At 62.6% G+C, this 25,986-nt stretch carries 24 protein-coding genes; 13 read left to right on the forward strand and 11 right to left on the reverse strand.

Annotated elements, in window-relative coordinates; genetic code table 11:
* Positions 1–68 precede the first annotated feature (68 nt).
* On the forward strand, positions 69–2,231 hold the full coding sequence (locus HUN39_RS06150) for a S9 family peptidase (RefSeq protein ID WP_175093585.1): 2,163 nt from the start codon (positions 69–71) through the stop codon (positions 2,229–2,231).
* Between the two features lie 64 nt (positions 2,232–2,295).
* On the opposite strand, the gene HUN39_RS06155 is transcribed toward HUN39_RS06150, so the two are convergent.
* Both HUN39_RS06155 and HUN39_RS06160 read right to left on the reverse strand, forming a co-directional pair.
* On the reverse strand, positions 2,296–2,532 hold the full coding sequence (locus HUN39_RS06155; protein ID WP_175093586.1) for a hypothetical protein: 237 nt from the start codon (positions 2,530–2,532) through the stop codon (positions 2,296–2,298).
* A 267-nt stretch (positions 2,533–2,799) separates the two neighbouring features.
* Positions 2,800–3,156, reverse strand: coding sequence for a hypothetical protein (locus tag HUN39_RS06160; RefSeq protein ID WP_175093587.1), 357 nt, complete (start codon positions 3,154–3,156; stop codon positions 2,800–2,802).
* Positions 3,157–3,420: 264 nt separating this feature from the next.
* Between HUN39_RS06160 and HUN39_RS06165 the strand changes: the two genes are divergently transcribed.
* Entirely contained in the window at positions 3,421–4,719 is a 1,299-nt protein-coding gene (locus tag HUN39_RS06165; RefSeq protein ID WP_175093588.1) for an O-acetylhomoserine aminocarboxypropyltransferase/cysteine synthase family protein, read from the forward strand.
* Between the two features lie 697 nt (positions 4,720–5,416).
* Here the strand turns inward: HUN39_RS06165 and HUN39_RS06170 are convergent.
* The 4 genes from HUN39_RS06170 to HUN39_RS06185 form a co-directional block, all read right to left on the reverse strand.
* Positions 5,417–6,007: an outer membrane protein gene (locus HUN39_RS06170; protein ID WP_175093589.1), complete on the reverse strand. Its 591-nt coding sequence runs from the start codon at positions 6,005–6,007 to the stop codon at positions 5,417–5,419.
* Positions 6,008–6,274: 267 nt separating this feature from the next.
* Entirely contained in the window at positions 6,275–7,336 is a 1,062-nt protein-coding gene (locus HUN39_RS06175; RefSeq protein ID WP_175093590.1) for an extracellular catalytic domain type 2 short-chain-length polyhydroxyalkanoate depolymerase, read from the reverse strand.
* A 75-nt stretch (positions 7,337–7,411) separates the two neighbouring features.
* On the reverse strand, positions 7,412–7,942 hold the full coding sequence (gene cobU, locus HUN39_RS06180; RefSeq protein WP_175093591.1) for a bifunctional adenosylcobinamide kinase/adenosylcobinamide-phosphate guanylyltransferase: 531 nt from the start codon (positions 7,940–7,942) through the stop codon (positions 7,412–7,414).
* A 270-nt stretch (positions 7,943–8,212) separates the two neighbouring features.
* On the reverse strand, positions 8,213–9,331 hold the full coding sequence (locus HUN39_RS06185) for a cobalt-precorrin-5B (C(1))-methyltransferase (protein ID WP_175093592.1): 1,119 nt from the start codon (positions 9,329–9,331) through the stop codon (positions 8,213–8,215).
* A 92-nt stretch (positions 9,332–9,423) separates the two neighbouring features.
* Between HUN39_RS06185 and HUN39_RS06190 the strand changes: the two genes are divergently transcribed.
* From HUN39_RS06190 to HUN39_RS06205, 4 genes are all read left to right on the forward strand, one after another.
* Positions 9,424–9,981: a YbhB/YbcL family Raf kinase inhibitor-like protein gene (locus HUN39_RS06190; RefSeq protein ID WP_175093593.1), complete on the forward strand. Its 558-nt coding sequence runs from the start codon at positions 9,424–9,426 to the stop codon at positions 9,979–9,981.
* The gene (gene cbiB / locus HUN39_RS06195) at positions 9,978–10,940 is read left to right on the forward strand and encodes an adenosylcobinamide-phosphate synthase CbiB (RefSeq protein ID WP_175093594.1); all 963 of its coding nucleotides are present in this window, start codon (positions 9,978–9,980) and stop codon (positions 10,938–10,940) included. Before HUN39_RS06190 ends, cbiB begins: the two co-directional genes overlap by 4 nt.
* A gap of 154 nt (positions 10,941–11,094) precedes the next feature.
* Positions 11,095–12,396 carry a polyhydroxyalkanoate depolymerase gene (locus tag HUN39_RS06200; RefSeq protein WP_175093595.1) on the forward strand — a complete coding sequence of 434 codons (1,302 nt, stop codon included), beginning with the start codon at positions 11,095–11,097 and terminating at the stop codon, positions 12,394–12,396.
* Positions 12,397–12,474: 78 nt separating this feature from the next.
* Positions 12,475–13,314 (forward strand): class I SAM-dependent methyltransferase, encoded by an 840-nt coding sequence (locus tag HUN39_RS06205; RefSeq protein WP_175093596.1) that lies wholly within the window; start codon positions 12,475–12,477, stop codon positions 13,312–13,314.
* Positions 13,315–13,456: 142 nt separating this feature from the next.
* Here HUN39_RS06205 and HUN39_RS06210 read toward each other — a convergent pair whose 3' ends face one another.
* Positions 13,457–14,506: a WcbI family polysaccharide biosynthesis putative acetyltransferase gene (locus tag HUN39_RS06210; RefSeq protein WP_175093597.1), complete on the reverse strand. Its 1,050-nt coding sequence runs from the start codon at positions 14,504–14,506 to the stop codon at positions 13,457–13,459.
* Between the two features lie 162 nt (positions 14,507–14,668).
* Between HUN39_RS06210 and HUN39_RS06215 the strand changes: the two genes are divergently transcribed.
* The 4 genes from HUN39_RS06215 (at position 14,669) to HUN39_RS06230 (ending at position 18,399) form a co-directional block, all read left to right on the forward strand.
* Positions 14,669–15,733 carry a GSCFA domain-containing protein gene (locus tag HUN39_RS06215; RefSeq protein WP_175093598.1) on the forward strand — a complete coding sequence of 355 codons (1,065 nt, stop codon included), beginning with the start codon at positions 14,669–14,671 and terminating at the stop codon, positions 15,731–15,733.
* 80 nt (positions 15,734–15,813) lie between these two features.
* Positions 15,814–16,242 (forward strand): DUF1772 domain-containing protein, encoded by a 429-nt coding sequence (locus tag HUN39_RS06220; protein WP_175093599.1) that lies wholly within the window; start codon positions 15,814–15,816, stop codon positions 16,240–16,242.
* Between the two features lie 88 nt (positions 16,243–16,330).
* Complete coding sequence (gene lpdA / locus HUN39_RS06225) at positions 16,331–17,755, forward strand: dihydrolipoyl dehydrogenase (RefSeq protein WP_175093600.1); 1,425 nt, start codon at positions 16,331–16,333, stop codon at positions 17,753–17,755.
* Positions 17,756–17,832: 77 nt separating this feature from the next.
* Complete coding sequence (locus HUN39_RS06230; protein WP_175093601.1) at positions 17,833–18,399, forward strand: hypothetical protein; 567 nt, start codon at positions 17,833–17,835, stop codon at positions 18,397–18,399.
* 675 nt (positions 18,400–19,074) lie between these two features.
* Here the strand turns inward: HUN39_RS06230 and HUN39_RS06235 are convergent.
* Positions 19,075–19,686, reverse strand: a complete 612-nt coding sequence (locus HUN39_RS06235; protein WP_175093602.1) for a L,D-transpeptidase — start codon at positions 19,684–19,686, stop codon at positions 19,075–19,077.
* Between the two features lie 278 nt (positions 19,687–19,964).
* On the opposite strand from HUN39_RS06235, the gene HUN39_RS06240 reads away from it, so the two are divergent.
* Positions 19,965–20,867, forward strand: a complete 903-nt coding sequence (locus HUN39_RS06240; RefSeq protein ID WP_175093740.1) for a histone deacetylase family protein — start codon at positions 19,965–19,967, stop codon at positions 20,865–20,867.
* A 91-nt stretch (positions 20,868–20,958) separates the two neighbouring features.
* Here the strand turns inward: HUN39_RS06240 and ykgO are convergent, their stop codons facing one another.
* The 3 genes from ykgO to queC all read right to left on the reverse strand — a co-directional run bounded on the left by ykgO (position 20,959) and on the right by queC (position 24,587).
* Positions 20,959–21,084: a type B 50S ribosomal protein L36 gene (ykgO, locus tag HUN39_RS06245; RefSeq protein ID WP_018407448.1), complete on the reverse strand. Its 126-nt coding sequence runs from the start codon at positions 21,082–21,084 to the stop codon at positions 20,959–20,961.
* A gap of 339 nt (positions 21,085–21,423) precedes the next feature.
* Entirely contained in the window at positions 21,424–23,712 is a 2,289-nt protein-coding gene (locus HUN39_RS06250; RefSeq protein WP_175093603.1) for a TonB-dependent receptor, read from the reverse strand.
* Between the two features lie 140 nt (positions 23,713–23,852).
* Positions 23,853–24,587, reverse strand: a complete 735-nt coding sequence (queC, locus tag HUN39_RS06255; RefSeq protein ID WP_175093604.1) for a 7-cyano-7-deazaguanine synthase QueC — start codon at positions 24,585–24,587, stop codon at positions 23,853–23,855.
* Between the two features lie 131 nt (positions 24,588–24,718).
* Here queC and HUN39_RS06260 point away from each other — a divergent pair, with 131 nt between their 5' ends.
* Both HUN39_RS06260 and HUN39_RS06265 read left to right on the forward strand, forming a co-directional pair.
* Positions 24,719–25,330, forward strand: coding sequence for a glutathione S-transferase family protein (locus HUN39_RS06260; protein ID WP_175093741.1), 612 nt, complete (start codon positions 24,719–24,721; stop codon positions 25,328–25,330).
* A complete protein-coding gene (locus HUN39_RS06265; RefSeq protein ID WP_175093605.1) occupies positions 25,330–25,974 on the forward strand; it encodes a uracil-DNA glycosylase family protein in 645 nt (214 codons plus the stop codon). Before HUN39_RS06260 ends, HUN39_RS06265 begins: the two co-directional genes overlap by 1 nt.
* Positions 25,975–25,986: the final 12 nt, after the last annotated feature.

Below are 25,986 nucleotides of genomic sequence, written 5' to 3' on the forward strand. Positions count from 1 at the left end.
CCGAGAGATCGCTGCGTTGCGCGCCATGCGATGATAAAAGCCTCTGACGACAATCGGCGGAGGATGCCATGGCCCGCGACACGGCGGCGAAATTATCGGATTGGCGATTCGAACTTGCAGGCGCGGCGCCGCCCGTCGCGGCGCAGCGCCACACGCGCAGAGTCATCCATGGCCGCGTGCTTGATGATCCTTATGACTGGCTTGCCGCCAAAAACTGGCGCGAGGTGCTGCGCGATCCCGACGCTCTTCCCGCCGACATCGCCGAGCTGATCAAGGCGGAAAACATTTACTGCGATCGCGTCATGGCGCCGCTCAAGAATTTACGAAAAGCGCTGGTGGCCGAAATGCGCGGCCGCATCAAGGAGGATGACAGCGAAGTTCCCGAGCCGGATGGGCCTTACGCCTATTACGAACGCTTTCATGAAGGCGCGGAACATCCGCTCTACTGCCGGACGCCGCGGGAAGGCGGCGCCGAAACCGTGCTCCTCGACGGCGATGCGCTCGCCAAGGGCCACGACTTCTTCGACATCGGCGACGCGGCGCATGCGCCAGATCACGCGCAGCTTGCCTGGAGCGTCGACGACGCGGGTTCGGAGCTTTACGACATCCGCACCAGGGCGTTGAGTGATGGCCTCGACCGCGCCGACGTCGTGAGCGACAGCGACGGCGCCATTGTCTGGAGCGCCGATTCGAACGCCTATTATTATGTGCTGATCGACGAGAACCATCGCACCGCGCAGGTCTTTCGACACGAAGTGGGCGCCGATCCCGCCGACGACGCGCTGATCATCGAGGAATTGGACAGCGCCTGGTTCGTCAGCCTGCATGAAAGCCGTTGCAGGCGTTTCGCCATTGTGTCCATCCACGGCCATGACGCGACGGAATGCTGGCTGATCGACCTTCGCGAAGACAATCCGACGCCGCGCATTGTCGCGCCGCGCGAACCGCGATTGCGCTACGACGTCGAGCCGCATGGCGACCTTCTCTACATCCGCAACAACGCCGACGGCGCCGATGATTTCCGCATTTCCGTCGCCCCGCTCGCCGAGCCGGGCCGCGAAAACTGGAAGGACGTCGTGCACCATCGCCACAGCGTCTTGATCGACTCCTTCACCGTTTATGCGCGCTATCTTGTCTGGCTGCTTCGGGAAAACTCCTTACCGAAGCTCGTCATCCGCGCGCTCTCCAGCGGCGATGAACATGCGATTCACTTCGAGGAGGACGCCTATGCGCTGTCGATAGATCCGGGGCTTGAATTCGACACCGACATTCTGCGCTTCGTCTATTCGTCGATGACGACGCCAGACGAGACTTATGACTACGACATGGCTGCGCGCACGCGCGTCGTGCGCAAGCGCCAGGAAATTCCCTCCGGCCACGATCCAAAGAACTATGTGACGCGGCGCCTGTTCGCAACGGCGCGCGACGGCGAAATCGTGCCGATCACGCTCCTGCATCGCGCCGACTTCACGCCCGGCGGAGACGGCGCGCCGCTGCTGCTCTACGGCTATGGCGCCTATGGCTACGCGCTCTCGGCACACTTTAACGAAGACGCGCTATCGCTCGTCGATCGCGGCTTTGTCTATGCGCGCGCCCATATTCGCGGCGGAACGGACAAGGGCTGGCGCTGGTATGAAGACGGCAAGCTCGAGAAGAAGCAAAACAGCTTCTTGGACTTCATCGATTGCGCGCGGCATCTGGTTTCGGCAGGCTACACGCGCGAAGGCGGCGTCGTCGCGCAGGGAGGATCGGCGGGCGGTCTGCTGATGGGCGCTGTCGCCAACGAGGCGCCGGAGCTGTTCGCCGGCATCATCGCCAGCGTGCCTTTCGTCGACACGCTGAATACGATGCTGCGCGACGATCTTCCGCTGACGCCGCCCGAATGGCTGGAATGGGGCAACCCGATCGCCAGCGCCGAAGCCTATGATCGCCTCGCATCCTATTCGCCTTACGACAATGTGCGCGCGCACCACTATCCGCCGATACTCGCCGTCGCCGGCGTGAGTGATCCTCGGGTCACCTATTGGGAGCCGCTCAAATGGGTCGCGAAGCTTCGCGCGACGATGAGCGGCGGCGGACCTGTGTTGCTGTTCACCCATATGGGCGCGGGCCACGCCGGCGCCTCGGGCCGTTTCGAAGCGCTTGAAGACACGGCGCTGGAATATGCCTTCGCGCTCGCCTGCGCCGCACGCGCATTCAAAGACGACACAGATGTCCTGGCGGAATGCTGAGGCGAGCCGCTGCATTTCCCGAGAGTCGGGAAATGCAGCGAAGAAAGTCACTTAGCGAAGAAAGTCACTTGGTGGGATGCACCCACTCCGAATCGGGGGGTATGACGGGCTTGCTCTCGGCGGCCGGGGCGCTCGTTTCGGCGGGCGCGCTGGGCGCCGCCGTTTCGGCTGGCGCTGCGCTCACCGCAGCGGGCGCTGCGCTCGCCGCAGCAGGCGCTTCGCTTTGATCTTCGGCGCGGACCGGCGCGCCGAACATTGCGCCCGCAGCGATTGCGGCCGTCAACAGCAGTAGTTTTTTCATATGGCGAATCCCCCTTTGGATTGGGCCCGAGTCGCGGGGTTGCGCTCATTTATGGCCGGGGCGGATTATAGTCGGCGAGTTCCTCGACTCAAGGAATAACGCCAAGCTTGGATTCGCATGTTTGATTCGCATTCATGTGGAAAGGCGATCGGCGACTCTCACGACGCTGAGTTCAGTCGCCCATGCATCGCGAAGCCGCCGATCGATTCGCACACGGCGATTCCCGACCGGTGTTTTTCTTGCCGCTGATCGCAGCTCGAACTGACGCTAAGAGGTTGGCCCCTTCTTCCGCCTGATCTCTTCGGGCGGGGCCCATTCCTGCCCGCTCTGTGTTCCTTTCTTGCCCTCCACCGCCGGCGCGCCGGCGGAGGTGCCGCTTGGGCCGGAAACGCCGCTTGGGTTGACGTCCTCCGCTTTGGGATTGTCCTTCTGCACCGATCCCGAAGGCTCAACAGGCGTGCCGGCGGCCGGCCCCGACGTCACGCCCTGCTCCTGTTGCTGCGGCTGTGACTGCTGTTCCGACTGTTGTTGCGGCGATTGCCCCTGCTGCTCCTCCTCGGCCAACGCCGCAGGCGCCAGAAAGGCGAGGGCGAGGCTTCCGATGACGGCGATTCCTGTCTTCATGTCGAACTCCCTGGCGGGGCGCCAACGCGCAACATTCGCCCCGCGGGTAAATGGAGGAGGGAACAAAACTAGCAATGGCGTGAAGCGCGCCATGTAGCGCTCGCACACGCTTTGCCGTATTCAGCTTGCGCTTACGCCACAGCGCTTCCCGATCACATGGAGTCATGTGATGGGATTAGGAATCGCTCAAAATCAAAATGTTGGAGCCGGTTCTCTTCGAAAACGTCTATCAACTTTTTCGGAACCTGCTTTAGGAGGAAAATGATGGCCGTCGACAGCACGCACGCCGAAACGATTGCGCTCCACGCCGGCTGGCGCGCGGATGAGACCAACGGCGCCGTCGCCGTTCCGATCTATCAGACGACCTCCTATCAGTTTCACGACACCGAGCACGCCGCCAATCTTTTTGCCCTCAAAGAGCTCGGCCACATCTATACGCGCATCGGCAACCCGACGACCGGCGTCTTGGAGGCGCGGCTCGCGGCGCTGGAAGGCGGCGTGGCGGCCCTGGCGCTGGCTTCAGGACAGGCGGCGTCGGCGCTCTCGATTCAGAATCTCGCGCGCGTCGGCGACAATGTCGTCTCGTCCACCGATCTTTACGGCGGCACCTGGAACCTCTTCGCCAATACGCTGAAGGATCAAGGGCTCGAGGTGCGCTTCGTCGATCCGGCCGATCCTGAGAATTTCCGCCGCGCCACCGACGATCGCACGCGCGCCTATTACGCCGAGACTCTGCCTAATCCGAAACTCACGGTGTTTCCGATCGCCGAAGTGGCGGCGATCGGCCGGGAGCTCGGCGTTCCGCTGATCATGGACAACACCGCCGCGCCAATCCTCTGCCGGCCGATCGATCATGGCGCGGCGATCGTCGTTTACTCGACCACAAAATATCTTGGTGGACACGGCACGTCGATCGGCGGCGCCATCATCGACTCCGGCAATTTCGACTGGGAGAAATTTCCGCAACGTCAGCCGGCGCTGAATACGCCAGATCCGAGCTATCACGGCGCCGTCTGGGTTGAGGCGGTCAAGCCGATCGGGCCGGTCGCCTATATCATCAAGGCGCGCGCGACGCTGTTGCGCGATCTCGGTCCGGCGCCCTCGCCGTTCAACGCTTTTCTCACGCTGCAGGGCGTCGAGACGGTGACGCTGCGCATGGAGCGTCATGTGCAGAACGCGCAGAAGGTCGTCGACTTCTTGAGTAAGCGCAACGAAGTGACGCGGGTCATTCATCCGTCGCAGCAGACAGGCGAGATGCGACGGCGCGCCGACGCCTATCTGAAGGGCGGCTATGGCGCGCTGCTCGGCTTCGAGCTGAAGGGCGGCCTCGACGCCGGCCGCAGATTTATCGACGCGCTGGAGATGTTCTATCACGTCGCCAATATCGGCGACGCGCGCAGCCTCGCCATCCATCCGGCGACGACGACGCATTCGCAGCTCGCCGAAGAAGCGCAGCTCGCATCGGGCGTGACGCCCGGCTATGTGCGGCTCTCGATCGGCATTGAACATATCGACGACATCATCGCCGATCTCGAAACGGGGCTGAACGCGGCGGGAGCGTAAGGCGCTCCCTTCTCCCGTGAAGCGGGAGAGTGGCCCCGCGACGCGGGGTCGGATAAGGGCGATGGCGACGACATTTCTTGGTTTACAGGCGACGACACCTCAGAAGTTCAAGAAGCCATGTGAGCGAATCGTCCATCGTTTGGCGTTGATCTCGAGGCGCGGTCGCCCGAGCATGATCGTTTCGGACAACGGCGCGGCGTTCACCTCGAACGCGACGGCAATCCGCGCTTTAGTGAAGCTTATCGACGCTTTCGCCTCGCATTCGGCGCTTGTGTCCGTCCTGACGATCGGACCTGCCATTCGTCAAAAAAAAGGCAGGGGAGGCAGGGGAGGCGGAGGAGGAGGTGGTGGCGGTGGAGGCAATCGACGCCATCGTCTGCGGCGTGGTCCCCACGAGTCTGGGGGCGGAGGCGGCGGTCCCCAGCCGGGCCCCGGAGGCGGCGGTCCCCAGCCAGGCTCCGCTTGTGCGAAAGTCGCCGACGCAACTGAGACGACGCCGGCGAGCGCGGCCAATTCGCTACAACAAATAGCAAATGCCAGCGCTCCCGCCGTCGCGGTCAGCCGTTTGCGCCGTCGAGACGACACATCTTTGTTACACATGATGTCTTCACGCTTGATAGGAAAGAACGCGCTATGGTGATGAACATCGCCAAGCGGCTCAGCGTTTCCGTGGAATATCTGCGACCCTTGGGAACGCTTAGAAGGCCTTTGGCGGGCTTAGAAATGCATATGGATCGAAGCGATAGTTGAGTCCCGCTCGCACGACGTGGAATCCCTGGCCGCCATGTCGACGTGGCCCAAAATCTTCGTTCTGGGAAAGGCGGACATAGAGGTATTCAACCTTCGCGGACCATTTCGGAGCGAAAGCCCATTCGACGCCGCCGCCGGCGGTCCAGCCTGCCCGCGCGCCGCCGCTTCCACCATAGGCGAATCCGCCGGTCCCATAAACGAGCAATGTCGGATTAACTACAGTTGTGCCCAAGCGTCCCCGAACCGTTCCAAACCAATGCACGCCACTCATGCTTGATCCCTGGATATCGGTTTCAAGGCCGGCAACAAACAGCGGCGAAAATTGGTAATTGTAACCCAGCTGACCGCCGCCGATTACGCCGCCGGCTCCCCTATTCGGCACTCCTCCTCCGAGGTTTGCGCCAACGTAGAAGCCGGTCCAAAGCGGAGGTGGCGCAATCAAGTACGGCGGCGAAGATTTACGGGAAGACAAGTCCGCCGCCTGTGCGCCCATTGAAATCGCGCTAAATGCCATGAGCGCGCCAAGCGATCTTTTCATATCCTTACCCCTTTTTTATCCACGCCGTCCGGGTCGAGCGAACGCAGTGACGTCCGACAGTTCCGAGCTGCGCCTAGCATATGGGGCTACTTCCTCGGCCGGACTGGGGCCAATTGATTTCAAGTTGTTTCGGGCAGTCGCTCGTGCAAACTCAAGAATAAAAGCGCTCTCGGCCCCTCGCGACGTCTGCCTTTTGGCGCGACGAGATTGCCCGTCCCCCATCAACGCCACACGACCCGAACGATGGCCACATGCTAGGCGCTAAACTCAAGGCTTCGTCGCAAGTCGGTCTACGATCGCGCGAATGGCGGCGATCTGCGGACCTTTCTTGGTGTGGTGCTCGGCGTTGTCATAGCCCCACCAGTCCCAGCAGGCGTTAGGGTTCCATACGAAATTCAGCGTGTAGAACGGCCAGCCCCAGCCCCAGCGGCTGATGGTTTGCGGATACACAACGATAATGTGGTTCGTATCCGCCCAACGATTGTAACCGGCGTTCTTATAGAATGCGTCGCCGATTTGGGCGGCCTGCTGTTTGCAGCCATGCAGCGCGACATGCACGCGGCACGTCTCCAAGGCGCAGGCATGCGGCACATAGGCGTAGCCGACATCGCTTAAACTGTGATTGTAGGGATTGCCGTCGGGCAGAAATTCTTTCTGATCGAACTCGACATATTTTCCCGAAGGCTGCGCGCTCGGCGAATTGAGCGGACCGTAAATCTGTTCGAGCAACGCTTTCGCGGCGTCGAAGTCGCAATCGACGATGAACGGAGCCTTGGTCGCGGCGCAGTCCTTGTCGCCATAGTCCTCGGTCACCATAGCGTGGCCCGCGCCGATGTCGTTTCGGTAGACGATGCGATCCGGCGGCACATAAAACGAATAATAGTCGCGCGCCGCATCCATCACGACCGGAAGCACCACACCGTCCTTGCGGCCGGAAAAAAGCCAGACGCGCGCATCGTTCAAATTGGCGACGTCGTCTATGGCGCCGGAGCGCGCGAGCGAGTCGGTGATGTCCGTAAGATGCGCCGGATCCGGGACAGGATGCGCGGCGTCCGGCTTCATGCAATTGCCGGTCGCGCGATTAGAGCTCTGCTCCGCGCAGTCGTAAGGCACGCCGGCGATGATCCCCGCGCCTTTGACAACGCCGGAATGCGCCACATGGAATTGCAAGGCCATCGCGGCGCCCGATGAAAGCCCTGACACTGAAGTCTCGGACAGATTTGCGCCGTAAGCTGGCAGGCGCTCGGCGCCCGACGCAGCTTCGATCGCAAATAGGGCCGCGATGGCGACAGCGACAAGGATTTTTGATTTGAGCAAACTGTTGCACATGAACTTTCTCCTTCAAATTACGCGCCACAAGATTCATTACGCGCCCCAAGACTCAATCTGCGCGGAACCCAAAAATCAGATGCTCGGCTGACCCTTCACGATCAGCGGATTGCCCGCGACGACAAGCGCGACCCTTCCCGCAATCTGCGAGACAGCCTGATGCAATTCGCCTGCCGCATCACGGAAAGAACGCGCCAGCGCATTATCCGGCACGATCGACAACCCAACCTCGGACGAGACGGCGACAGTCGGCGCCGAACGTGACGACAACGCATGAACAAGCGCGGCGCGATCGCGCGAAAGATCGGCGCCGCCAAGCAGCCGATTGCTCAGCCAGAGCGTGAGACAGTCGATCAGCAGCGGCCCATCGACTGGCGCCTCGCGAACCGCTTCAACGAGCGCTTGCGCCGCTTCGACAGTGCGCCATTCCCCGCCGCGTCTTGCGCGATGCGCGTCGACGCGCGCGCGCATTTCCTCATCGAGAATGTCCGCCGTCGCAATATAGGTCCAGGGCGACGGATGCGTGACGATGAGACTTTCCGCATAAGCGCTTTTGCCGGAGCGCGCGCCGCCGAGCACAAGGGTGAGATACGGATTTTCGTTCATGGCGAACGAATTCCAGTTAATCCGTTCGCTGGGCGCGTCATTCCCGGCAGGCCAAAGGCCTGACCGGGAATCCAGAGCCGATCCAGCAGCGCTGGTTTTGCTCTGGATTCCCGATCGCGCTTCGCGCGTCGGGAATGACATGGGAACGGTTCTGACGGAGAAAGCAACAATCGTCCGTCCGTCATTGCGAGGAGCGTCAGCGACGAAGCAATCCACGGGTCCCGGCGCTGTGGATTGCTTCGCTTCGCTCGCAATGACGCGCTGGTTTTTTCAGTTGCGCCCATGAATCGCCTTTCGGAGCGGCGTGCGGGCAAGCAGAGCGCCCTCGCGATCGAATATGATGATCTCCAATTCGCTCTCCGCCGTATCGAGCGCCCGCGCGGCGGTTCTCCATGCATCGCGCGCGATCGGCGCTGCGAGATCGACCCCGGCGCTTCGCGTGATCTGCAAGGCTTCGAGCGCGCTATTGGCGTTGGCGATGAGCGCGGCAATCTCTTCGCCCGCGCCCGCCTCTCGCGCGGTTTGGGCAAGCCGCGCAAAATCAACGCTCGAGCGTCCCGAATGAAGATCGAGCCGTCCTTGCGCGAGCTTGGTCATTTTGGCGAAGCCGCCGCCGATCGTGACGCGCGCGACCGGATGCGCGCGAAGATATTTCAACAGTCCGCCGACGAAATCGCCCATTTCGATGAGCGCCGTCTCGGGCAAATCATAAAGCCGCTTCACCGCCGCTTCGGAGGTCGAGCCCGTCGTGCCGGCGATATGCGCCAGGCCGCTGGCGCGCGCCACATCGACGCCGCGATGGATGCTGTCGATCCAGGCGGCGCAGGAAAAGGGCGTCACAATCCCGGTGGTGCCGAGAATGGAGAGTCCGCCGACGATCCCCAGCCGGCCGTTGAGCGTATGTCTGGCGAGCTCCTCGCCGCCGGGAATCGAAATTTCGATGTCGGCGTCCACGCCGACGCCGATCTTCGCGCTCGCCTCGAGGATCGTGTCGGTCATCATCTTGCGCGGCGTGGGATTGATCGCCGGCTCGCCGGGCGGCAGCGGAAGCCCCGGACGCGTCACGACGCCAACGCCCTCGCCCGCGAAAAACCGCACGCCCGCGCCCGGAGCGCCTCGGCGCACCTGCGCGCATATCAGGGCGCCGTGGGTGACGTCCGGATCGTCGCCGGCGTCCTTGACCACGCCGGCGCGGGCGACATCCGCTTCCCGCTCGAAGGTCGCCAGCGCGAAGGCGACGCGCTTTCCCGACGGCAGCGCGATCTCGACCGGATCGGGAGGCGGCGCGTTCGTCATCAGCGCCTCGAAGGCGGCGCGCGTCGCGGCGGTCGCGCAGGCGCCCGTCGTCCAGCCGCGGCGCAAAGGACGCCCACTTCCCGCATCGCTCATGCGCCCTCTTTACCGCGAAGCGCGGGCGCGCGACACCAGCGCGCCGATCCGCTAAAGATGCGGCGAATTCCAGATTTGAGGAGCACGCTTACATGTTGCGCAGCGTTTCATCCTTTCTCGGCCTGATCGCGCTGGCCGTCGCCGATTCGAGCGGCGCCCATGCGTTCGAACTCACAAGCCCCGACATCGCCGAAGGCAAGACGATCGATATGAAGCATGTCTATGATTCCATGAGCTGCACCGGTGAGAACGTCTCGCCGGAGCTCAATTGGAGCGACCCGCCTCCTGGAACCAAGAGCTTCGCTGTCGCCGTGCACGATCCCGATGCGCCGACGGGCGGCGCCGGCTTCTGGCACTGGCTCGTCGTCGATATTCCGGCCGACGTTCGGGGTCTGAAGCGGGGCGCAGGCGACGCTTCGGGGAAAAATCTGCCGCCCGGCGCGCATCATTTGGAGACGGACTTCGGCGACAAAGCCTATGGCGGCCCCTGCCCGCCGCCCGGCAAGCCGCACCGCTACGTTTTCACCGTCTATGCGCTCAAGACCGAGAAGCTCGGCGACGCCGCTCATGGCCGCACCGCCATCGCCGGCTTCACCATTAATCAGAATGCGCTGGCCAAGGCCTCGATCACCGCGCTTTTTGGACGGTGAATTTCGGCGTTGCGCTTCTGGCGCTCGCCATCGAGGCGGGCGCCGGCTATCCGGATGCGCTGTTTCGCAGGATCGGCCATCCGGTGACATGGATGGGGGCGCTGATCGCCGCGCTCGACCGAGGACTGAACCGTGAGAGCGACTCCTTTGCGCTTCGACGGTCGAAAGGCGCTCTCGCTCTCGCCGCGCTTCTTGTCGTCGCGATTGGGAGCGGCGCGCTGATCGAACGCGCGGCGCTCGCGCTTCCGCTCGGCTGGATTGCGCTCGCTGTGGTTGCGTCCAGCCTTCTGGCGCAGCGCAGCCTTCATGCGCATGTCGCCGCAGTCGCGGAGGCTCTGGCGATTTCGGTAGAGGACGGCCGGGCCGCGGTGGCGAAAATCGTCGGCCGCGACGTATCGGCGCTCGACGCCTCCGGCGTCGCCCGCGCCGCCATCGAGAGCCTTGCCGAGAATTTCTCCGACGGCGTCGTCGCGCCGGCGCTCTGGCTCGCGGTCTTCGGCCTGCCGGGCGCGCTGGCTTATAAGATCGTCAACACCGCCGACAGCATGATCGGCCACAAGTCGCCGCGCTATCTCGCCTTCGGCTGGGCCGCGGCCCGCTGCGACGATGTGATGAACTTTCTCCCCGCGCGCGCGGCTGCGGGCCTGCTGGCGATCGGCGCCTCGGCGACGAGGGGCGCCTTCCCGGCCAAAGCGCTGACGGCGGCCTGGCGCGATGCGCCGAATCACGCCTCCCCAAACGCCGGCTGGCCCGAAGCCGCGGCTGCGGGCGCTCTTGGCCTCAAGCTCGGCGGGCCACGCTCCTACGGCGGGGCGGAGGCGGTGGACGGCGCGAGTCTTGGCGACGGCAGGCGCGAGGCCAATGCGGCGGATATTCGCCGCGCTTTGGCGCTCTATCGGATTTCAACCGCCACGCTCTGGTTTTCGCTTGCAGTCGGGGCCTTGACTGCGAGAATATGACAGAACTGCAAATTTTCAGGTCCGTGGCGCAACAGCTCTGCTCGCCAGATTTCTAACTTAGCCCATCTTGAATGTGTTATAAATTTGATTGTGCAGTGCAACATGAAACCGCAGCGCGGCGGCTGCGACGGGGGTGGCGGGGAGAAGCGTAAAGATGGACCGTATGTCTTACCAGCTGTACGAAATGTTGCACTTGGCTTTCGCGCCGGCGCGGGCGGCGACGGACGCGATGTTGCACGCGATGAAGAATCCGCTCAATCCGCTGCATCACACGTCGTTCGGCCGCAACGTCGCCGCTTCGGCGGAGCTGTTCGAGCGCATGACTCGCCGCTATGGGAAGCCACTGTTCGGCTTGGACACGACGGTTATCGACGGCGCCGAGGTCGAGATCGTCGAGGAGGTTGTCTGGAGCCGCCCCTTTTGCGGCCTGCTGCATTTCAAGCGGCTGTTTACTGGTCCGGCGCCCCGACAGTCGAAAATGCTGATTGTCGCGCCGATGTCCGGCCACTACGCCACGCTGCTGCGCGGCACGGTCGAGGCGTTCCTGCCGAGCCATGACGTCTACATCACGGATTGGAGCGACGCGCGCACGGTGCCGCTCGTCGACGGCACCTTCGATCTCGATGATTACGTCGATTATCTCAGCGAAATCATGTGCTTCCTTGCATTGGACGCGACCCAAACGCCTTTGCATACGCTTGGCATCTGTCAGGCCTCGGTGCCGCTCATCTGCGCGATCGCCGCGATGGAGGCGGACAACGATCCTGACGTCCCGGAATCCATGGTGCTGATCGGCGGGCCCATCGACCCCCGGGTGAATCCGACGGCCGTCAACAAGCTGGCGCAGCAGCGCGGCATGGATTGGTTCCGCAGCCATTGCATCCACACCGTGCCGTTTCCGCACGCGGGCATGGGACGCCAAGTTTATCCGGGCTTTCTGCAGCTCTCCGGCTTCATGTCGATGAATTTCGAGCGCCATATCTCGGCGCATCTCGAAATGTTCAACCATCTCGTCGAGGGGGACGGCGACTCCGCCGAAAGACACCGCGATTTTTACGACGAATATCTCGCGGTGATGGACCTGACCGCAGAATTCTATCTTCAAACCGTCGATCGCGTGTTCGTCCGCCACCAGGTGCCGCTCGGCCTGTTGCGCCACCGAGGCAATCTCATCGACCTCAAAGCGATCCGCCGCACGGCGCTCTTTGCCGTCGAGGGTGAAAAAGACGACATTTCCGGCGTCGGCCAGACCGAAGCCGCGCTGGATCTCTGCGCCAACATTCCTGCCGCCCGGAAGCGTCATTATGTGCAGAAAGGCGTCGGCCATTACGGCGTCTTCAACGGCTCGCGCTTTCGCGACGAGATCGCGCCGCGCATTCGCGCCTTCGCGACGGACATGGAGAGTCTCGACGGCGTCGGGACGGCGCGTCCTCACCTTGCATGGAGCGCGGAATAAAGGCAAACTCCGCGCCCTCGCCGCGCGATCAGAGTGGACGCTTTCGCGCGCCTGACGCAATTATCCAAGGAACATTCGATGGACGTGCAGGACGCAGCCTCGCGCGAAGCGCTGCAAAAAGAAATTGACGCCATTCATTGGTATCATGAGTTCGATTTCGGAGACGGGCTGCGCGCCCTCAGCGTGTCGCAAGCCGATGATCACCGTCGCATCTGGCGCTTCATCGAGAACGAGCTCGACAAGATCGATTTCGCCGGCAAGAGCGTGCTCGAAATCGGCTGCTGGGACGGATTCTGGAGCTTTTACGCCGAGCGACGGGGCGCCAAGCGCGTTGTCGCCACCGACGACGTGAGCCAAAACTGGGCGAGCGGCGCCGGACTGCGCCTCGCCAAGAAGCTTTTAAAGTCCAACGTCGAGATCAATCAGAACGTTTCGATCTACGAAGCCTCGAAGCTCAATGAGACCTTCGACATCGTCCTCTGTCTTGGCGTCTACTACCATCTCGTCGACCCCTTCGCGGGATTTGCCGAAGTGCGGCATCTCATGCACGAAGGATCAATCGCGGTTTTCGAAGGCGACGCGACGCTCGAATTGCGACCCGACACCTATTATTGGGACATGTCGGATTCGGCCAAATCCTGCTTCGTGCCGACGCAGTGGGGCCTCAACCATATGTTGAAGACGGCCTATATGGATGTGGCCGCGCAGAGCTGGATGCGCCCGCCGCCGGCGTTCAAGCTCAATGTCGATCCGGCGCATCTTATCGGCTTCACCGGCGCGCTGGACCCTTCGGGTTTCGCGCCCCTGAAACATCGCGAGCGCATTCTCACCGTGGTGACGCCCTTCAGCGGCGAAAATCCGCTGCATCCCTATAAGCCGCCGTTCAACCTGTCGAAATTCGACACGCGCTGGAAATAGTACGGATATCCGTGCATTTGGGCCACGTCATTCCCGGCAGGCCAAAGGCCTGACCGGGCATCCAGGGCCGATCCAAGCGCGCTGGTCTTGCTCTGGATTCCCGATCGCGCGCGTTGCGCGCGTCGGGAATGACGCAATCAGCTCACAGGGTCGGCGTGAGGCCCGCGGCGAAATTCTCCCGCGCCAATCTCATCAGCAATCCGCTCGTCGCCTCGTCGGCGAGCCAGGCGTCGACGCGCGCATTGCTGAGCTTTGACAGATCATGTGCGCTGTAGCTCTTGTAACAGGACGCAAGAAACTGCGGCAGGTTCAGGAAATCGCCCACCGTCGTCGATATATGGTGGTTCTGCAGCTTGAACATATAGCCGCCCTGCGCCCCATATCGCTTGGCGATCGGCGGATAGATCGGGAAGATCTCGCTGCGCGCAAGATCGTGAATGTCGTAGTAGTTGAAATTCACCGCGCGCGGCTTGAGTCCGACCTTCTCGAAAAGTTTTTTGGAGAGATCGAACAGCACGAAGCTCATCGGATGCACCGTGCTGTACATGAAGACGCCCCGGCGCGACCAGTTCATCAGCTCGGCCGAAAGATCGACGCCATATTTGTCGCGCGCGGCGTCGAGCAGCTCGCGCGACGCGTCGTTCCACATGTCCAAATAGCCGAGCGCCTCAAAGACGTTTTCGTTGAAGAGGGCGTTCGCCATCTCAAGCGACAGGCCTTTGCGGTAGGCGAAAAGCCCGATCGCTGAATGATAGGCTCCGATCGGACCGGAGACGAAACCGTGCAAGCGCGTCAGATCATGGATATAGACGAGATCGGGATGAAAGGCCGCGAAGCCGATCGCAGGAAAGATTATTGTTTTCGGCAGACGCTGGCGTAGTTCCTCCGAGCCGCCCCCGCGCACATGACCGTCAAGAAAGTCGTGCGAGAAGACGTAGTCGTAGGTCTCCAGCGTCTTGACGAAGAGGCCCATCGTCGAGCGGGCGCGGGCGATCATCGAAAAATGGTCGACCGTCGCGCTCGGATCGAGCACTTTCATGGCGTAGGCGACGCCGAAACTCTGGCAGTTGCCGACGATCGCAATCCGCGGCCCGGTGTTGCGCATGACGCGGCCGGTGAATTTCGCGATCCTCGGCTCGATGGCGTATTGCCGCCAGGATTTTAGAATCTGTCTGTCAACCTGCGTTAACATGCGGTCTTTCATGGATTGGCGACGGCGCGGGCGTTCTCAGCGACGCCGCCGGGTGACAAGCGGGCGGGCGCCGTCTATGTTGCGACGCCAGAAGGCGGCTCGCGAACGACGCGGGAAAAGCTCGATCCGCGACCATCGGCCGGATCAGAAAGGAGTGCGACCATGGCGGAGAACCCCTATAGCTCCCTACCCGACCATCGCTTTTGGCGCAAGGCGGTGACGTCGCTGCCGCCCTTCGCGCTCGATCCAATCATTCGCACGCCTTTTAAGATTTCGCCGCAGGACAAGGTCGCCACAGGCGGCAGCTGCTTCGCGCAGGAGATCGCCATGGGCCTGCAGGCGAGCGGATTCCATTATTATCTCGCCGAGCAGCCGCCGGCCGGCATGTCCGCGGATGAGGCGCTGCGCCGCAACTACTCAATGTATTCCTGCCGCTACGGCAATCTCTACACGACCGCTCAGCTGCTGCAATTGATCGAACGCGCCTATGGACGCTTCACGCCGCAGCTCGATCACTGGAATCGTCCGGAAGACGGCCGCGTCGTCGATCCGTTCCGGCCGCGCATCGAGCCGGACGGATACGCCACTGTCGACGAGATGCGCGCCGATCGCGAGCGGCATCTCGCCGCAGTCCGCCACATGCTCGAGACGATGGACGTCTTCGTTTTCACATTCGGCCACACCGAGACTTGGCGCCACAAGCCGGATGGCGCAATCCTGCAGCTCGCGCCTGGCGTCGCCGGCGGCGCCTGGGATCCGAGCGTCTACGAGTTCTACAATATGACCGTCAGCGACGTCGTGCGCGACTTCATGGCCGCCGTCGATCGCATTCGCGAGGTCAATCCCAAGGTTCGCATCGTGCTGAGCGTGTCGCCTGTCGGCATTATCGCGACCTACGAAGACCGGCACGTCATCGAATCGAACTGCGCCGTCAAGGCGATTCTGCGCGCCGCCGCCGACGAGGTGGTCCGGGCAAGGCCGAACATCGCCTATCTCCCGTCCTATGATCTCGCCACGGTTTCCCCGAACGTGCCGATGTTCTATCGGGAGGATACGAGACGCATCAATCCCTATGGCGTCGATCGCGCCATGAGGGTGTTCTTCGACCATTTCACCGATCGCCGAAACGAGCAGGATGCGGTGAAGGCGGTGAAAATCGACATCGCCGCTGAAGCCGAGAGCAACTCCCGCGTCGTCTGCGACGAGGAAGCGATCGAGTCAGCTTAAGAATAACGGCGGCGGGTCGGCGGTCGGGGTCGATTCGCCAGGAACGCCGAGTTATGCGCCGACCGCCAAAGGACGCTTGAATGATTATTGGTTCGCTTGCGCTCGCGACGGCTGGCGCTTTCACCGGCGCCTCGCTCTACGTCAACTATGTCGAACAGCCGGCGCGGCTTGCGCTCACTGACGACGCGCTGATCAAGGAGTGGGAGCCCTCCGATCACCGCGGCTTCATTGTGCTCGCAAGTTTTGCCGCGCTTGCCGCCCTCTTCGGCTTCATCGCCTATCGCGAGCTCGATGACGTCAGATGGCTTTTCGGCGCCCTGCTCGCCATCGCGAGCTGGCCCTATACCTATCTCGCCATCGTGCCGCTCAACAATCGCATCCTGGCGCTGATCGAGGCCGATGCGGCGCATGAGGCGCGCAAGGTCATCGACCTTTGGGGGCGCCTGGAGCTGGGTCAAACCGCGCTCGGGCTCGTCGCAACGCTCATCTACGTCTGGGCCGCCGCCTGATTTCCGGCGTTTAGCCAAAATTCATCTCGGATGCGTTCATCTGAGAAACGGATCTTGGAAGCGGCGCCATTTTTGAGTTGCGGATGACATGACCTACGATCTTATCGTGATCGGATCCGGTCCAGGCGGTTACGTATGCGCGATCCGCGCGGCGCAACTTGGATTGAAGACGGCCGTCGTCGAGAAGGACCCGACGTTCGGCGGCACATGCCTCAATGTCGGCTGCATTCCATCAAAGGCGCTGCTCCACGCGTCGCATATGTTCGAAGAAGCCGCGCATGGATTGGCGCCGCTCGGCGTCATGGTCGATCCACCGCGTCTCGATCTTGCGGCGATGATGAAGCACAAGGACGACACCGTCGGCGCGAACGTCAATGGCGTCGCCTTCCTGTTTAGAAAGCACAAGATCGAGTCGTTTCGTGGCGTTGGCCGGCTGAACGGCGCCGGGCGAGTCGCGGTCGTCGGCCCCGACGGCGCCGTTCAAACGCTCGAAACGAAGAACATTGTTCTCGCCACCGGTTCGGCTGTCGCGCCGCTGCGCGACGCCTCCGGCGCGGAGATTGCGGTCGACGAAAAGCTGATCCTTTCGTCGACCGGCGCCTTGGCCCTGGCGAAGACGCCGAAGCGGCTGGTCGTCGTCGGCGCGGGCGTCATCGGACTGGAGCTTGGATCGGTTTGGCGGCGGCTCGGAGCCGAAGTGAATGCGATCGAATATCTCGATCGCATTCTGCCGGGCTTCGATCTTGAGATCGCCGCGCGCTTCCAGAAAATCCTCGAAAAACAGGGTTTCGACTTCCGCCTCGCCTCCAAGGTGACAGGCGTGCGGCGCGAGGGAACCGGCAAGGCCGAGCGCGCTGTCGTCTCCTATTCGTCGGTCGACGGCGCGACGTCCGACACGGTCGAGGCGGACGCGGTGCTCATCGCGACGGGCCGCATCCCGTTCACGCAGGGTCTCGGACTCGAGGACGCCGGCGTCGCCCTGGAGCGCGGGCGCATCGTCATCGACGAAAGCTTCGCGACCAATGTTACGGGCGTCTACGCCATCGGCGACGTCGTGCGCGGGCCGATGCTCGCCCATAAGGCTGAGGACGAAGGCATCGCCGTCGCCGAAATCCTCGCCGGACAGGCGGGGCATGTGAATTACGGCGTCATTCCCAGCGTCGTCTACACGATGCCGGAAGTCGCGGCCGTCGGCATGACCGAGGAAGAAGCCAAGTCCCGAGGGATCGAGGTTGCGATCGGCAAATTTCCCTTCACCGCCAATGGCCGCGCGCGCGCGATGCGCGCGACCGACGGCTTCGTGAAGATCATCGCCGACACAGCGACCGACCGTGTGCTCGGTGTCCATATTGTTGGCGCCGCGGCCGGCGAATTAATCGCTGAAGCTGCGGTGTTGATGGAATTTTCCGGCTCGGCGGAAGATCTCGCGCGCACCTGCCACGCCCATCCGACGCTCTCGGAGGCGATGCGCGAGGCGGCCTTCGCCGTCGCCAAGCGCGCCATTCACATGTGAGCTGGTCTATGATCGGCTGTCGTGGTTCACGCCGCGCGCTGGCGCTACGCGCCCGCCGCATGTGAGAGGAAGAACTTATGGAAGATTGGAAACGGCGCCTGAGGGATGCGTTCTGGTTCACGCTCGCCGTCCTCTTTCTGGTCGAAACCTGGCTGTGGGATCATTTCAGAGATTGGCTGCACGATTTCGCGCGCGCGCTTGGGCTTGAACGTTACGAGCAGCAGTTCAAGGACTTCGTTGCGACGCTGACGCCCGTAAAAACATTGGCGATATTTATCGCGCCAATGTTCGCGATTCTCCCGGCCAAGCTGGTAGGTTTTGAGTTAATCGCGCATGGACATGTGTTCACGGGGCTGTTGGCGATCCTTCTCGCCAAAACAATGGCGCTCGGCGTCATGTCGTTTCTTTTCGACATCTGCCGGGACAAGCTGATGCAGATGAACCGCTTCCGTCAGATCTATTCGGTTGTCCTTGAAATTCGCGCTTGGGCGGCCAGACTGGTCGCGCCGTTCAAACAGCGCGTCCATCAGACCGCCGACGCGATCTGCAGGCGAATAGAAGCGTTTATCGGCGTTGAAGCAGGCTCGCTAACCCGCAGCGTCGCGCGCTTGCGCGAACTCGCGCGTCAGAAACGTTCGGTCTGACTATTCGCAAATCGCATATCCAAAGCAAAAATCGTCGTCGCTGGGCGACGGTCGAGAGAGAATCGTCGTGGCGCTTGCAACGCTTGCGGCGAATAGGAACAACATCAATACATACAAAACCAAATTGCGCATGACGGGCCCAGCCTTCCGCCTCTCGCTGCAACGGATATGAAAACTTGAAAGGCGCGGCGCTCCGAGTCTCCGCTCTTTCGAGCATTGATTTTGGGCGCGCCGGCCTTTCAGAACAAAAACGCAAATGTCGCGCGCGCGTTCCACGAATTGCGCGACCGAATGAAAATTTTTACTGGCAAATCGCATAGCCGTAGCATGGGTCCGAGGGTTTCGCTTGCGCGGACGACGCGAAGTAAGCGCCCGCGCCAGCGAATTCCAGCAAGAGAACGCAGACCACCAGGACTAAGCAGCCCATGCTTGTCGTCGGACGCATAACCATTTCCCCTCTTCTGTCGCCCGCACCCTGCGAACATTCACAACGTTAAGGTTCGCTTTACCAAGGCGCAGTGCGACGGCGCACACTGGCGATCGGTCGAAGACCGGTTTGCTCGGGCTGCGGTTACGCCGAGCGACGGGCAAGACGTCTGATGGCAAAAAAGACGACGCCCTCGCGCGCTGGGCGGAGGGCGTCGCAGAAAGCTTAATGAACTGTGGCGAAAAGCCTTAGAGCACGACGACTTTCGTGCCGACCTTTACGCGGTTGTAGAGATCGATCGCGTCGATGTCGCGCATGCGGATACAGCCCGAGGACACCGCCTGTCCGATCTTGTCCGGCTCATTGGTGCCGTGGATACGATAAAGCGTATCCTTGCCGTTCTGATAGAGGTAGAGCGCGCGCGAGCCGAGCGGATTGTCGGGACCGCCAGGCAGACCGCCGGCATCCGCCGTCGGCTGGAGATGCGGCCAACGCTCAAGCATGTCCTTTGGCGGGATCCACCGCGGCCATTCCTGCATGCCGCCCACATAGGCCCGGCCGGTGAAGGCCATCGCGTCCTGACCGGTGGCGACGCCGTAGCGCACGGCCCTTCCGCCCGGCATGACATAGTAAAGGAATTTCGAGCGGTTATCGACGATGATCGAACCGACGGGCTCGTTCGTCTTATAATCGACGAGGTAGCGTTCGTATTGCGAGCTTACCCCAGCCTTGGGAGCAAGCGCCATGAATTCGGCGTCGCGGCCATTAAGCCTCGGATCGGGAAGAGGCGTTCCGCCATTGCAACCCGCCAAAAAGACAGCGAGAAGCGCAGACGCCGCTGTCACATATCTGAAACTCATTTCAGGCACTCCTTCCCGCCGAAAAACAGTTGTTACGATTTTCTTATCATGAACTTTGGCGCTGGGATCACGTCTTCAGAATTATTCCCTTACTGTTGCGCCGGCGCCACGCTAACCGGCGCAGCCCCGCGCTTGAGCTTTACCATTTCTTTTTCATGGACAGGAGGCCGCGGAAGGCCGAAAATCCTTGCGTTGACTGGCGTAGCGTCGCCCGCTTGGATTGCGTCGCAGCATTGAAAACCCTCCTCATCACACATGAAAGCGGGCTCCTTCATGAGATGGGTCCCGGCCATCCCGAAGCCCCCGAACGGTTGCGGGCGATCCAACGCGGCTTAGAACAAGCGCGATTCGCGTCCCTGAGCCGAATGAGCGCGCCCGAAGCGCAAGCGGAGGCCCTGCAACGCGTCCATCCGCAATCCTATCTTGCAGCCCTCGAGCGCGCCGCGCCGCGCGAAGGCTATTCAGCGCTCGATAGCGATACGCTGATGTGTCCGAAGACGCTCGAAGCGGTGTGGCGCGCCGCCGGCGGCGCCGTCGCGGCAGTGGATGAAGTCATGTCGGGACGGGCCGACAACGCCTTCGTCGCCGTCCGGCCGCCGGGACACCATGCCGGCGCGCACAATCCAATGGGTTTTTGTTTCGTCAACAATGTCGCCGTGGCCGCGCGTCACGCCCTGGCGGCGCATGGGGCCGAACGCGTCGCGATCGTCGATTTCGACGTCCACCACGGCAATGGAACGCAAGAGATTTTCTGGGCCGACGACAAAGTGCTGTTTTGCTCGACGCATCAGGCGCCATTTTATCCAGGCTCCGGCGGACGCAACGAAACCGGCGACCATGACAATATCGTCAATGCGCCGCTGCTCGCCGGCTCGACGGGGGACGCCTTTCGAGAAGCGCTCGCCGACCGAATCCTGCCGCGGGTGCGCGATTTCGCGCCCGATCTGATCCTGATTTCTGCGGGCTTCGACGCCCATGAGCGGGATCCGCTCGGCGGCCTGCGGCTCCGCGAGACGGATTTCGGCGACGCGACCAAACGGCTGATGGATATCGCTGATCGGCGTTGCGGCGGCCGCGTCGTCTCAACGCTCGAAGGCGGCTATGACGTCGACGCTCTGAGCCGCAGCGTCAACGCGCATGTGCTCGCGCTCATGGGCGTTGCGGAAGTCGGCGGCGTCTAACGCGGCGGTACGCGATTGAGAAGTGCAAAAGGGCCGCGAGCTGACGCTCCGGCCCTTCTTCATGCATCTGGATCAACAAGCGTGGCGAGACTCAGCCTTGGCGCGCCTTATAGCGCTTCTGGACCTTGTTGATGATGTAGACGCGGCCTTTGCGGCGCACGATCTGGTTGGCGCGATGGCGCGAACGCAGAGATTTCAAAGAGTTGCGGACTTTCATCGATCTTACCCCGGCAATAGTGAACTGGCCGGGATACGCCCAGCGCTTCGTTGGCCCCGCCTATGCCCTATTTCGCCCCGGCGATCAAGCCGAAACGCCTCCGGCGCCAGTGGGGATTGTTTTCCTCACCCTCATCCTGAGGAGCCGCTCGCAAGTCGGGTTTACCCGACTTGCGAATTTAATGTCGATCTCGGGCAGGCCCGAGAGCGAAGGCGGCGTCTCGAAGGACGAGGGTGAGGAAAAATACGCAAAAACGGGCTTCCTCGTCCTTCGAGACGCGTGCTGCGCACGCTCCTCAGGATGAGGAAGCCCTTCACCCGATCGCTCTGCCACAGGCGCTTAAAAGCGCGCATTCGCGAAAAACCGCAGATTCGCGCCCGGGAGCAGCACTTCATCCTTGCGGTAGGAGACGCTGTTGCGGATGTCCTCGTTGAGGAGATTGTCGCCGACCAGTCCCAGCCTTAATTCGCGGCTCAGCGGATCGCCCGGATCGAGCAGCATGCGGTAGCTGATTTCAGCCCTCAGCAAATTATAGCCCTTCGTTGGCGTTTCATTGGTTGGGTCGATGTCGCGCTGCGCGAAGGCGTGCAGGAGGTTGACCCGCAGCAGCCAGTTCGTATCTCGCCAGAACAATCCGCCGCCGAGCCGAACCGGCGGGATGCGAGGGACGTTGCCGCCGCCCACGAATGTCGCCCGCACCACGTCGAACTGGTGCTCCGCCCCAAAAACGCCGCCTGCCAGCGTCGCGACGTCGAGTTGGCTTTGAAACTCGCCGCCCCGGAAGAGCGCATTGCGCTGCGAATAGATTGCCTCGCGCAGATCGCCCTCGCCGTCCAAGGCGCAACTCGCAATATCGGCCTCGCAGACCGCGCCGGTGAGATTTCGGAAGATAAAGCCGTCAAAGCGCGTGAGGTAGGCTGTCGCCTCGAAGCGGAATGGGCCGACTGGGCGGCGCAGGCCGATTTCGATGGTCTTCGCCCCTTCAATGCGAAGATTCGGATTGCCGATGTCGAAGGTCCCCGTCGCTTCATGGATCCCGCGCGAAAAGAGTTCGGGCGCGCGCGGCGCGCGTTCGACATATTGCGCGGTCAGACTGGCGACGACGCCTTCCGGCAGATCCTGGAGGAACCCAAAGGCTGCGCTCTTTGGCGTGAAATTTCGCACGCGAGCGACTTGCTGCGCCGGATCAGCGAGGAGTTCGGGAAATGCGCCGGAGACGAGGAGTTCGGGAAACGCGCCGGAGACGGTCGCATGTTCGATGCGTCCCGCAAGCTGCATTCTCGATGTGTCGGTCAGTCTGAATTCGTTGAACCAATAGCCGGCGACGCTTCGCGTCCGATTGGGGTCGAAGAGCCCGCCCTCGCGTCCTGGCGAGGTCAGGATCTGATGCATGCCCTGCACGCCGAAGGCGCTTGTCAGAGTCGCGAAGGACAAGTCGACCGGGCGAAGCTGCGTTTCGACCCGCGCCTCGAGATCCTTGTTGGTGAAGGTCTGCTGAACGCCGTTGAAACCCTCCTCATTGGCGAGTTCGTGGTGCTTGTAGTCGGTCAGACCCGCCCAGAAACGGACGGCTTCGATATAGGCCGACTGCGGACGGAACTCGCCCTTGGTCGTCACGCGCGTCTGGCGAAGCTCGATGCGCGTATTGGTCTCCGTCGGCTCAATGCCGGGGATGTGATAGCGCGAGTTGAACTGCGTCACCGCGACGCCGACGAAGCCGCCGTCGAAGAAATAGGAGCCGCCGACCGAACCGCCGGCCGAGCGCATTGAGGAATTCGGCTGGCGTCCGAAGACCGGCGGCGGCGGATCCGGCGGAAAAAGATAAGGATAGCCGGGAATAAGGTAGTCGCTGCTGCGACGGCCATGGACATCCATGTGGAAGGCGACGTTGCCGCGGCCGACGTCGAGCAGCGTCGCGTTTTCCAGCGCGTTGTCGACGGTCATCACCGCGCCGCGAGTCTCGATGACCGAACAACCCTCCGTCTCGGCCGTAGGGATGAAAGCAAGACGGCAGGGCAAGGCCGTGGGAATGCGGTTGTTTTCGACGTTGACGACGCCGCCGATCGCTTGCGACCCCCAGCGCAGCGTCGCCGGGCCGCGCACCACCTCGACCTGGCTTGCGGCGACGGGATCAAGCGGTACGGCGTGGTCCTCGCCGAGTTCCGAGACGCCGCTGTTGCTGACGCCATTTTCCTGGATGCGCACCCGGTAGTTGTCGAGGCCGCGCACAATGGGACGGCTCGCCGCGCCGGGCGCGAAGCTTGATCCGGTGACGCCCGGCTTGGCGAAGAGCACGTCGCCAAGGGTCGCGCCCGGCGAGCGCCGCAGCTCCTCATTGGTGACGACCGTCACTGTCGCGAACTGATCGGCGACGATGGGAAGGACGCCTTGCGGCGCCACGGCCGGTTCGCGCGGCTCAGGTCCGCTCGGGCCCGCGACGCTGCGGTTGCGCCCGCCGGGCGCTGGGGGGATCTGTGGCGGGGAGACGATCTTGGCGCGTTTAATCGGACTCACTGCGCCGACTTCGATCGGCGGCAAAGCCTGCTGAGCCGAGGCGCTTACGACGCTGGTGAAAAGCCCGACTACTGCGCCGCCGGCCGCTGCGCCGACCCAAACGCTCTTCCTCATCGACGCCCGCTCTCTTTACGAATATGTTATAACATAACATATCAAGAGCTGGCTGAAGCCTGTCAATGAGTCTTCGTTCGGCGTGATGACGTCAGCGCCGACTGTGGCCCTCATGCCACAGTTGAGCGGTCGGACAGGTCTCAAGCGGTCGCGCGAACGCTTGCGGCGCGATAGTTCTCCCAGCCATGCGCGCGCAGCTTGCAGGCGGGGCATTCGCCGCAGCCATAGCCCCAGTCGAAGCGGCGGCCCCTCTCGCCGAGATAGCAAGTGTGGGTTTCTTCGACGATGAGCCGCACCAGCGCTTCGCCGCCGAGCGATTCAGCCAGTTGCCAGGTCGCCGCTTTGTCGATCCACATCAGCGGCGTATGAATATTCATGCTGCGATCCATGCCGAGACTGAGCGCCTGCGCCATGGCGCGGATCGTCTGGTCGCGGCAGTCGGGATAGCCCGAATAGTCCGTTTCGCACATGCCGCCGACGAGATCGGCGATGCCGCGACGATAGGCGAGCGCCGCGGCGAAGGTCAGAAACAGCAGATTGCGCCCTGGAACGAATGTGTTGGGAAGCCCGTCGGCGGCGAAGGCGATCTCGGCGTTGCGCGTCAACGCCGTCTCGGAGATAGCCCCGAGCGCCTCGATCGAAATCGTGCGATCCTCGCCAAGCCGCTCGGCCCACAGCGGCGAGAGGCGAATAAGGCCGTCGCGTAGCCCCGCGCGGCGCGAGAGTTCGACGCGGTGGCGCTGGCCGTAATCGAATCCGACCGTCTCGACGTGGTCGAAGCGTGACAGCGCCCAGGCAAGGCAGGTCGTGGAATCCTGCCCGCCGGAAAACAGCACGAGCGCGGCGGCAGGTTGAGTCGGGAGATCGTTCGTCATCGCACTTAACTTAAATCATGGCGCTAAAACTGCGAACCGCCGCTGACGGGAATGCGTTTTCGGACAGTTTTCGCGCCGCCCTCACCAATCGCAACCCGTCCACCCATATCGAAACCCGAACCGAGACCGACATGCTGCTCTACAACACGCCGCTCGCGCCCAATCCCAGACGCGTCCGCATTTTTCTGGCTGAGAAAAACGTCACGATTCCCATTCGCGACGTCAACCTCATGTCCCATGAGCACAAGCAGGAGTCCTATGCGGCGGTCAATGCGCTGGAGGAAGTTCCGGCGCTCGTTCTCGACGACGGCGCGACTCTCACCGAATCCGTCGCCATCTGCCGCTACATCGAGTCGCTTTACCCGGAGCCGCCGCTCTTTGGCCGCGGCGCGCGCGAACAGGCCTTTGTCGAGATGTGGCAGCGCCGAGTGGAATTTCGCCTGTTCACGCCGGTCGGGCTCGCTTTTCGTCACAGCCATCCGGCGCTGGCGCGGCTCGAATCGCCGCAGTTGTCGCAAGTGGCCGAACTGCAGCGGCCGCGCGCGCAGCAGATGATGCGCTTTCTCGATGGGGAACTCGCCTCGCGGCGCTTCGTCGCCTCCGATGACTTCACGATCGCCGACATCACCGCCATCGTCGCCATGGACCTGACCAAGGCCGCGCGGGTCGATATTCCTCAAGACCTGCCGCATCTTTCGCGCTGGCGCGCGGACGTCTCGGCGCGTCCTAGCGCCGTGCCGTAATGACGCGGCGCTCGTTGAGCAGGAAGCTTGAGGAGATAACGGGGCGCATCCGCGCCTGCCGTCTCTGCGCGGAGACGCCAGAGGGCGCGATACTGCCGCATGAGCCGCGGCCGGTGCTGCGCGTCTCGCCCAGCGCGCGGCTTCTCCTGGCCAGCCAGGCGCCGGGCAACCTCGTCAATCAGACTGGCGTTCCCTTCAACGATCCCTCTGGTGATCGGCTGCGCGACTGGATGGGCGTCGATCGCGAGACGTTCTACGACGTCTCGCGCATCGCCATCGTCCCGATGGGCTTCTGCTTTCCGGGTTACGACGCCGCCGGCGGCGACCTGCCGCCGCGCCCTGAATGTCGCCCGCGCTGGCACGACTCGCTGTTTGCAACGCTGCCGCAGATCGAGACAGTCGTCGCGATCGGGCGCTATGCGCAGGACTATCATTTCGAGCGGCTCGGCCATGCGCTGCGGAAGGGCGCGAGCGTTTCAGAGATCGTCGCGCGCTGGCGCGAATTCCAGAACACGACGCCGCTGATCTTTCCCCTCCCCCATCCGTCCTGGCGCAACAGCGGCTGGCTGAAGCGCAATCCCTGGTTCGAAGCCGAGGTCCTGCCCATGCTGCGCGCCGAGGTCGCGCGGCTCGTGAAAACATGAGAAAAGGCCTGG

It is taken from the genome of Methylocystis silviterrae, from assembly GCF_013350005.1.
GTDB lineage: Bacteria > Pseudomonadota > Alphaproteobacteria > Rhizobiales > Beijerinckiaceae > Methylocystis > Methylocystis silviterrae.

What these genes read in the sequence shown, in the direction of transcription:
- HUN39_RS06150 (WP_175093585.1), top strand. Translation starts at nt 69, where the DNA reads ATGGCCCGCGACACGGCGGCGAAATTATCGGATTGGCGATTCGAACTT.
- HUN39_RS06155 (WP_175093586.1), bottom strand. Translation starts at nt 2,532, where the DNA reads ATGAAAAAACTACTGCTGTTGACGGCCGCAATCGCTGCGGGCGCAATG.
- HUN39_RS06160 (WP_175093587.1), bottom strand. Translation starts at nt 3,156, where the DNA reads ATGAAGACAGGAATCGCCGTCATCGGAAGCCTCGCCCTCGCCTTTCTG.
- HUN39_RS06165 (WP_175093588.1), top strand. Translation starts at nt 3,421, where the DNA reads ATGGCCGTCGACAGCACGCACGCCGAAACGATTGCGCTCCACGCCGGC.
- HUN39_RS06170 (WP_175093589.1), bottom strand. Translation starts at nt 6,007, where the DNA reads ATGAAAAGATCGCTTGGCGCGCTCATGGCATTTAGCGCGATTTCAATG.
- HUN39_RS06175 (WP_175093590.1), bottom strand. Translation starts at nt 7,336, where the DNA reads ATGTGCAACAGTTTGCTCAAATCAAAAATCCTTGTCGCTGTCGCCATC.
- cobU (WP_175093591.1), bottom strand. Translation starts at nt 7,942, where the DNA reads ATGAACGAAAATCCGTATCTCACCCTTGTGCTCGGCGGCGCGCGCTCC.
- HUN39_RS06185 (WP_175093592.1), bottom strand. Translation starts at nt 9,331, where the DNA reads ATGAGCGATGCGGGAAGTGGGCGTCCTTTGCGCCGCGGCTGGACGACG.
- HUN39_RS06190 (WP_175093593.1), top strand. Translation starts at nt 9,424, where the DNA reads ATGTTGCGCAGCGTTTCATCCTTTCTCGGCCTGATCGCGCTGGCCGTC.
- HUN39_RS06200 (WP_175093595.1), top strand. Translation starts at nt 11,095, where the DNA reads ATGGACCGTATGTCTTACCAGCTGTACGAAATGTTGCACTTGGCTTTC.
- HUN39_RS06205 (WP_175093596.1), top strand. Translation starts at nt 12,475, where the DNA reads ATGGACGTGCAGGACGCAGCCTCGCGCGAAGCGCTGCAAAAAGAAATT.
- HUN39_RS06210 (WP_175093597.1), bottom strand. Translation starts at nt 14,506, where the DNA reads ATGTTAACGCAGGTTGACAGACAGATTCTAAAATCCTGGCGGCAATAC.
- HUN39_RS06215 (WP_175093598.1), top strand. Translation starts at nt 14,669, where the DNA reads ATGGCGGAGAACCCCTATAGCTCCCTACCCGACCATCGCTTTTGGCGC.
- HUN39_RS06220 (WP_175093599.1), top strand. Translation starts at nt 15,814, where the DNA reads ATGATTATTGGTTCGCTTGCGCTCGCGACGGCTGGCGCTTTCACCGGC.
- lpdA (WP_175093600.1), top strand. Translation starts at nt 16,331, where the DNA reads ATGACCTACGATCTTATCGTGATCGGATCCGGTCCAGGCGGTTACGTA.
- HUN39_RS06230 (WP_175093601.1), top strand. Translation starts at nt 17,833, where the DNA reads ATGGAAGATTGGAAACGGCGCCTGAGGGATGCGTTCTGGTTCACGCTC.
- HUN39_RS06235 (WP_175093602.1), bottom strand. Translation starts at nt 19,686, where the DNA reads ATGAGTTTCAGATATGTGACAGCGGCGTCTGCGCTTCTCGCTGTCTTT.
- HUN39_RS06240 (WP_175093740.1), top strand. Translation starts at nt 19,965, where the DNA reads ATGGGTCCCGGCCATCCCGAAGCCCCCGAACGGTTGCGGGCGATCCAA.
- ykgO (WP_018407448.1), bottom strand. Translation starts at nt 21,084, where the DNA reads ATGAAAGTCCGCAACTCTTTGAAATCTCTGCGTTCGCGCCATCGCGCC.
- HUN39_RS06250 (WP_175093603.1), bottom strand. Translation starts at nt 23,712, where the DNA reads ATGAGGAAGAGCGTTTGGGTCGGCGCAGCGGCCGGCGGCGCAGTAGTC.
- queC (WP_175093604.1), bottom strand. Translation starts at nt 24,587, where the DNA reads ATGACGAACGATCTCCCGACTCAACCTGCCGCCGCGCTCGTGCTGTTT.
- HUN39_RS06260 (WP_175093741.1), top strand. Translation starts at nt 24,719, where the DNA reads ATGCTGCTCTACAACACGCCGCTCGCGCCCAATCCCAGACGCGTCCGC.
- HUN39_RS06265 (WP_175093605.1), top strand. Translation starts at nt 25,330, where the DNA reads ATGACGCGGCGCTCGTTGAGCAGGAAGCTTGAGGAGATAACGGGGCGC.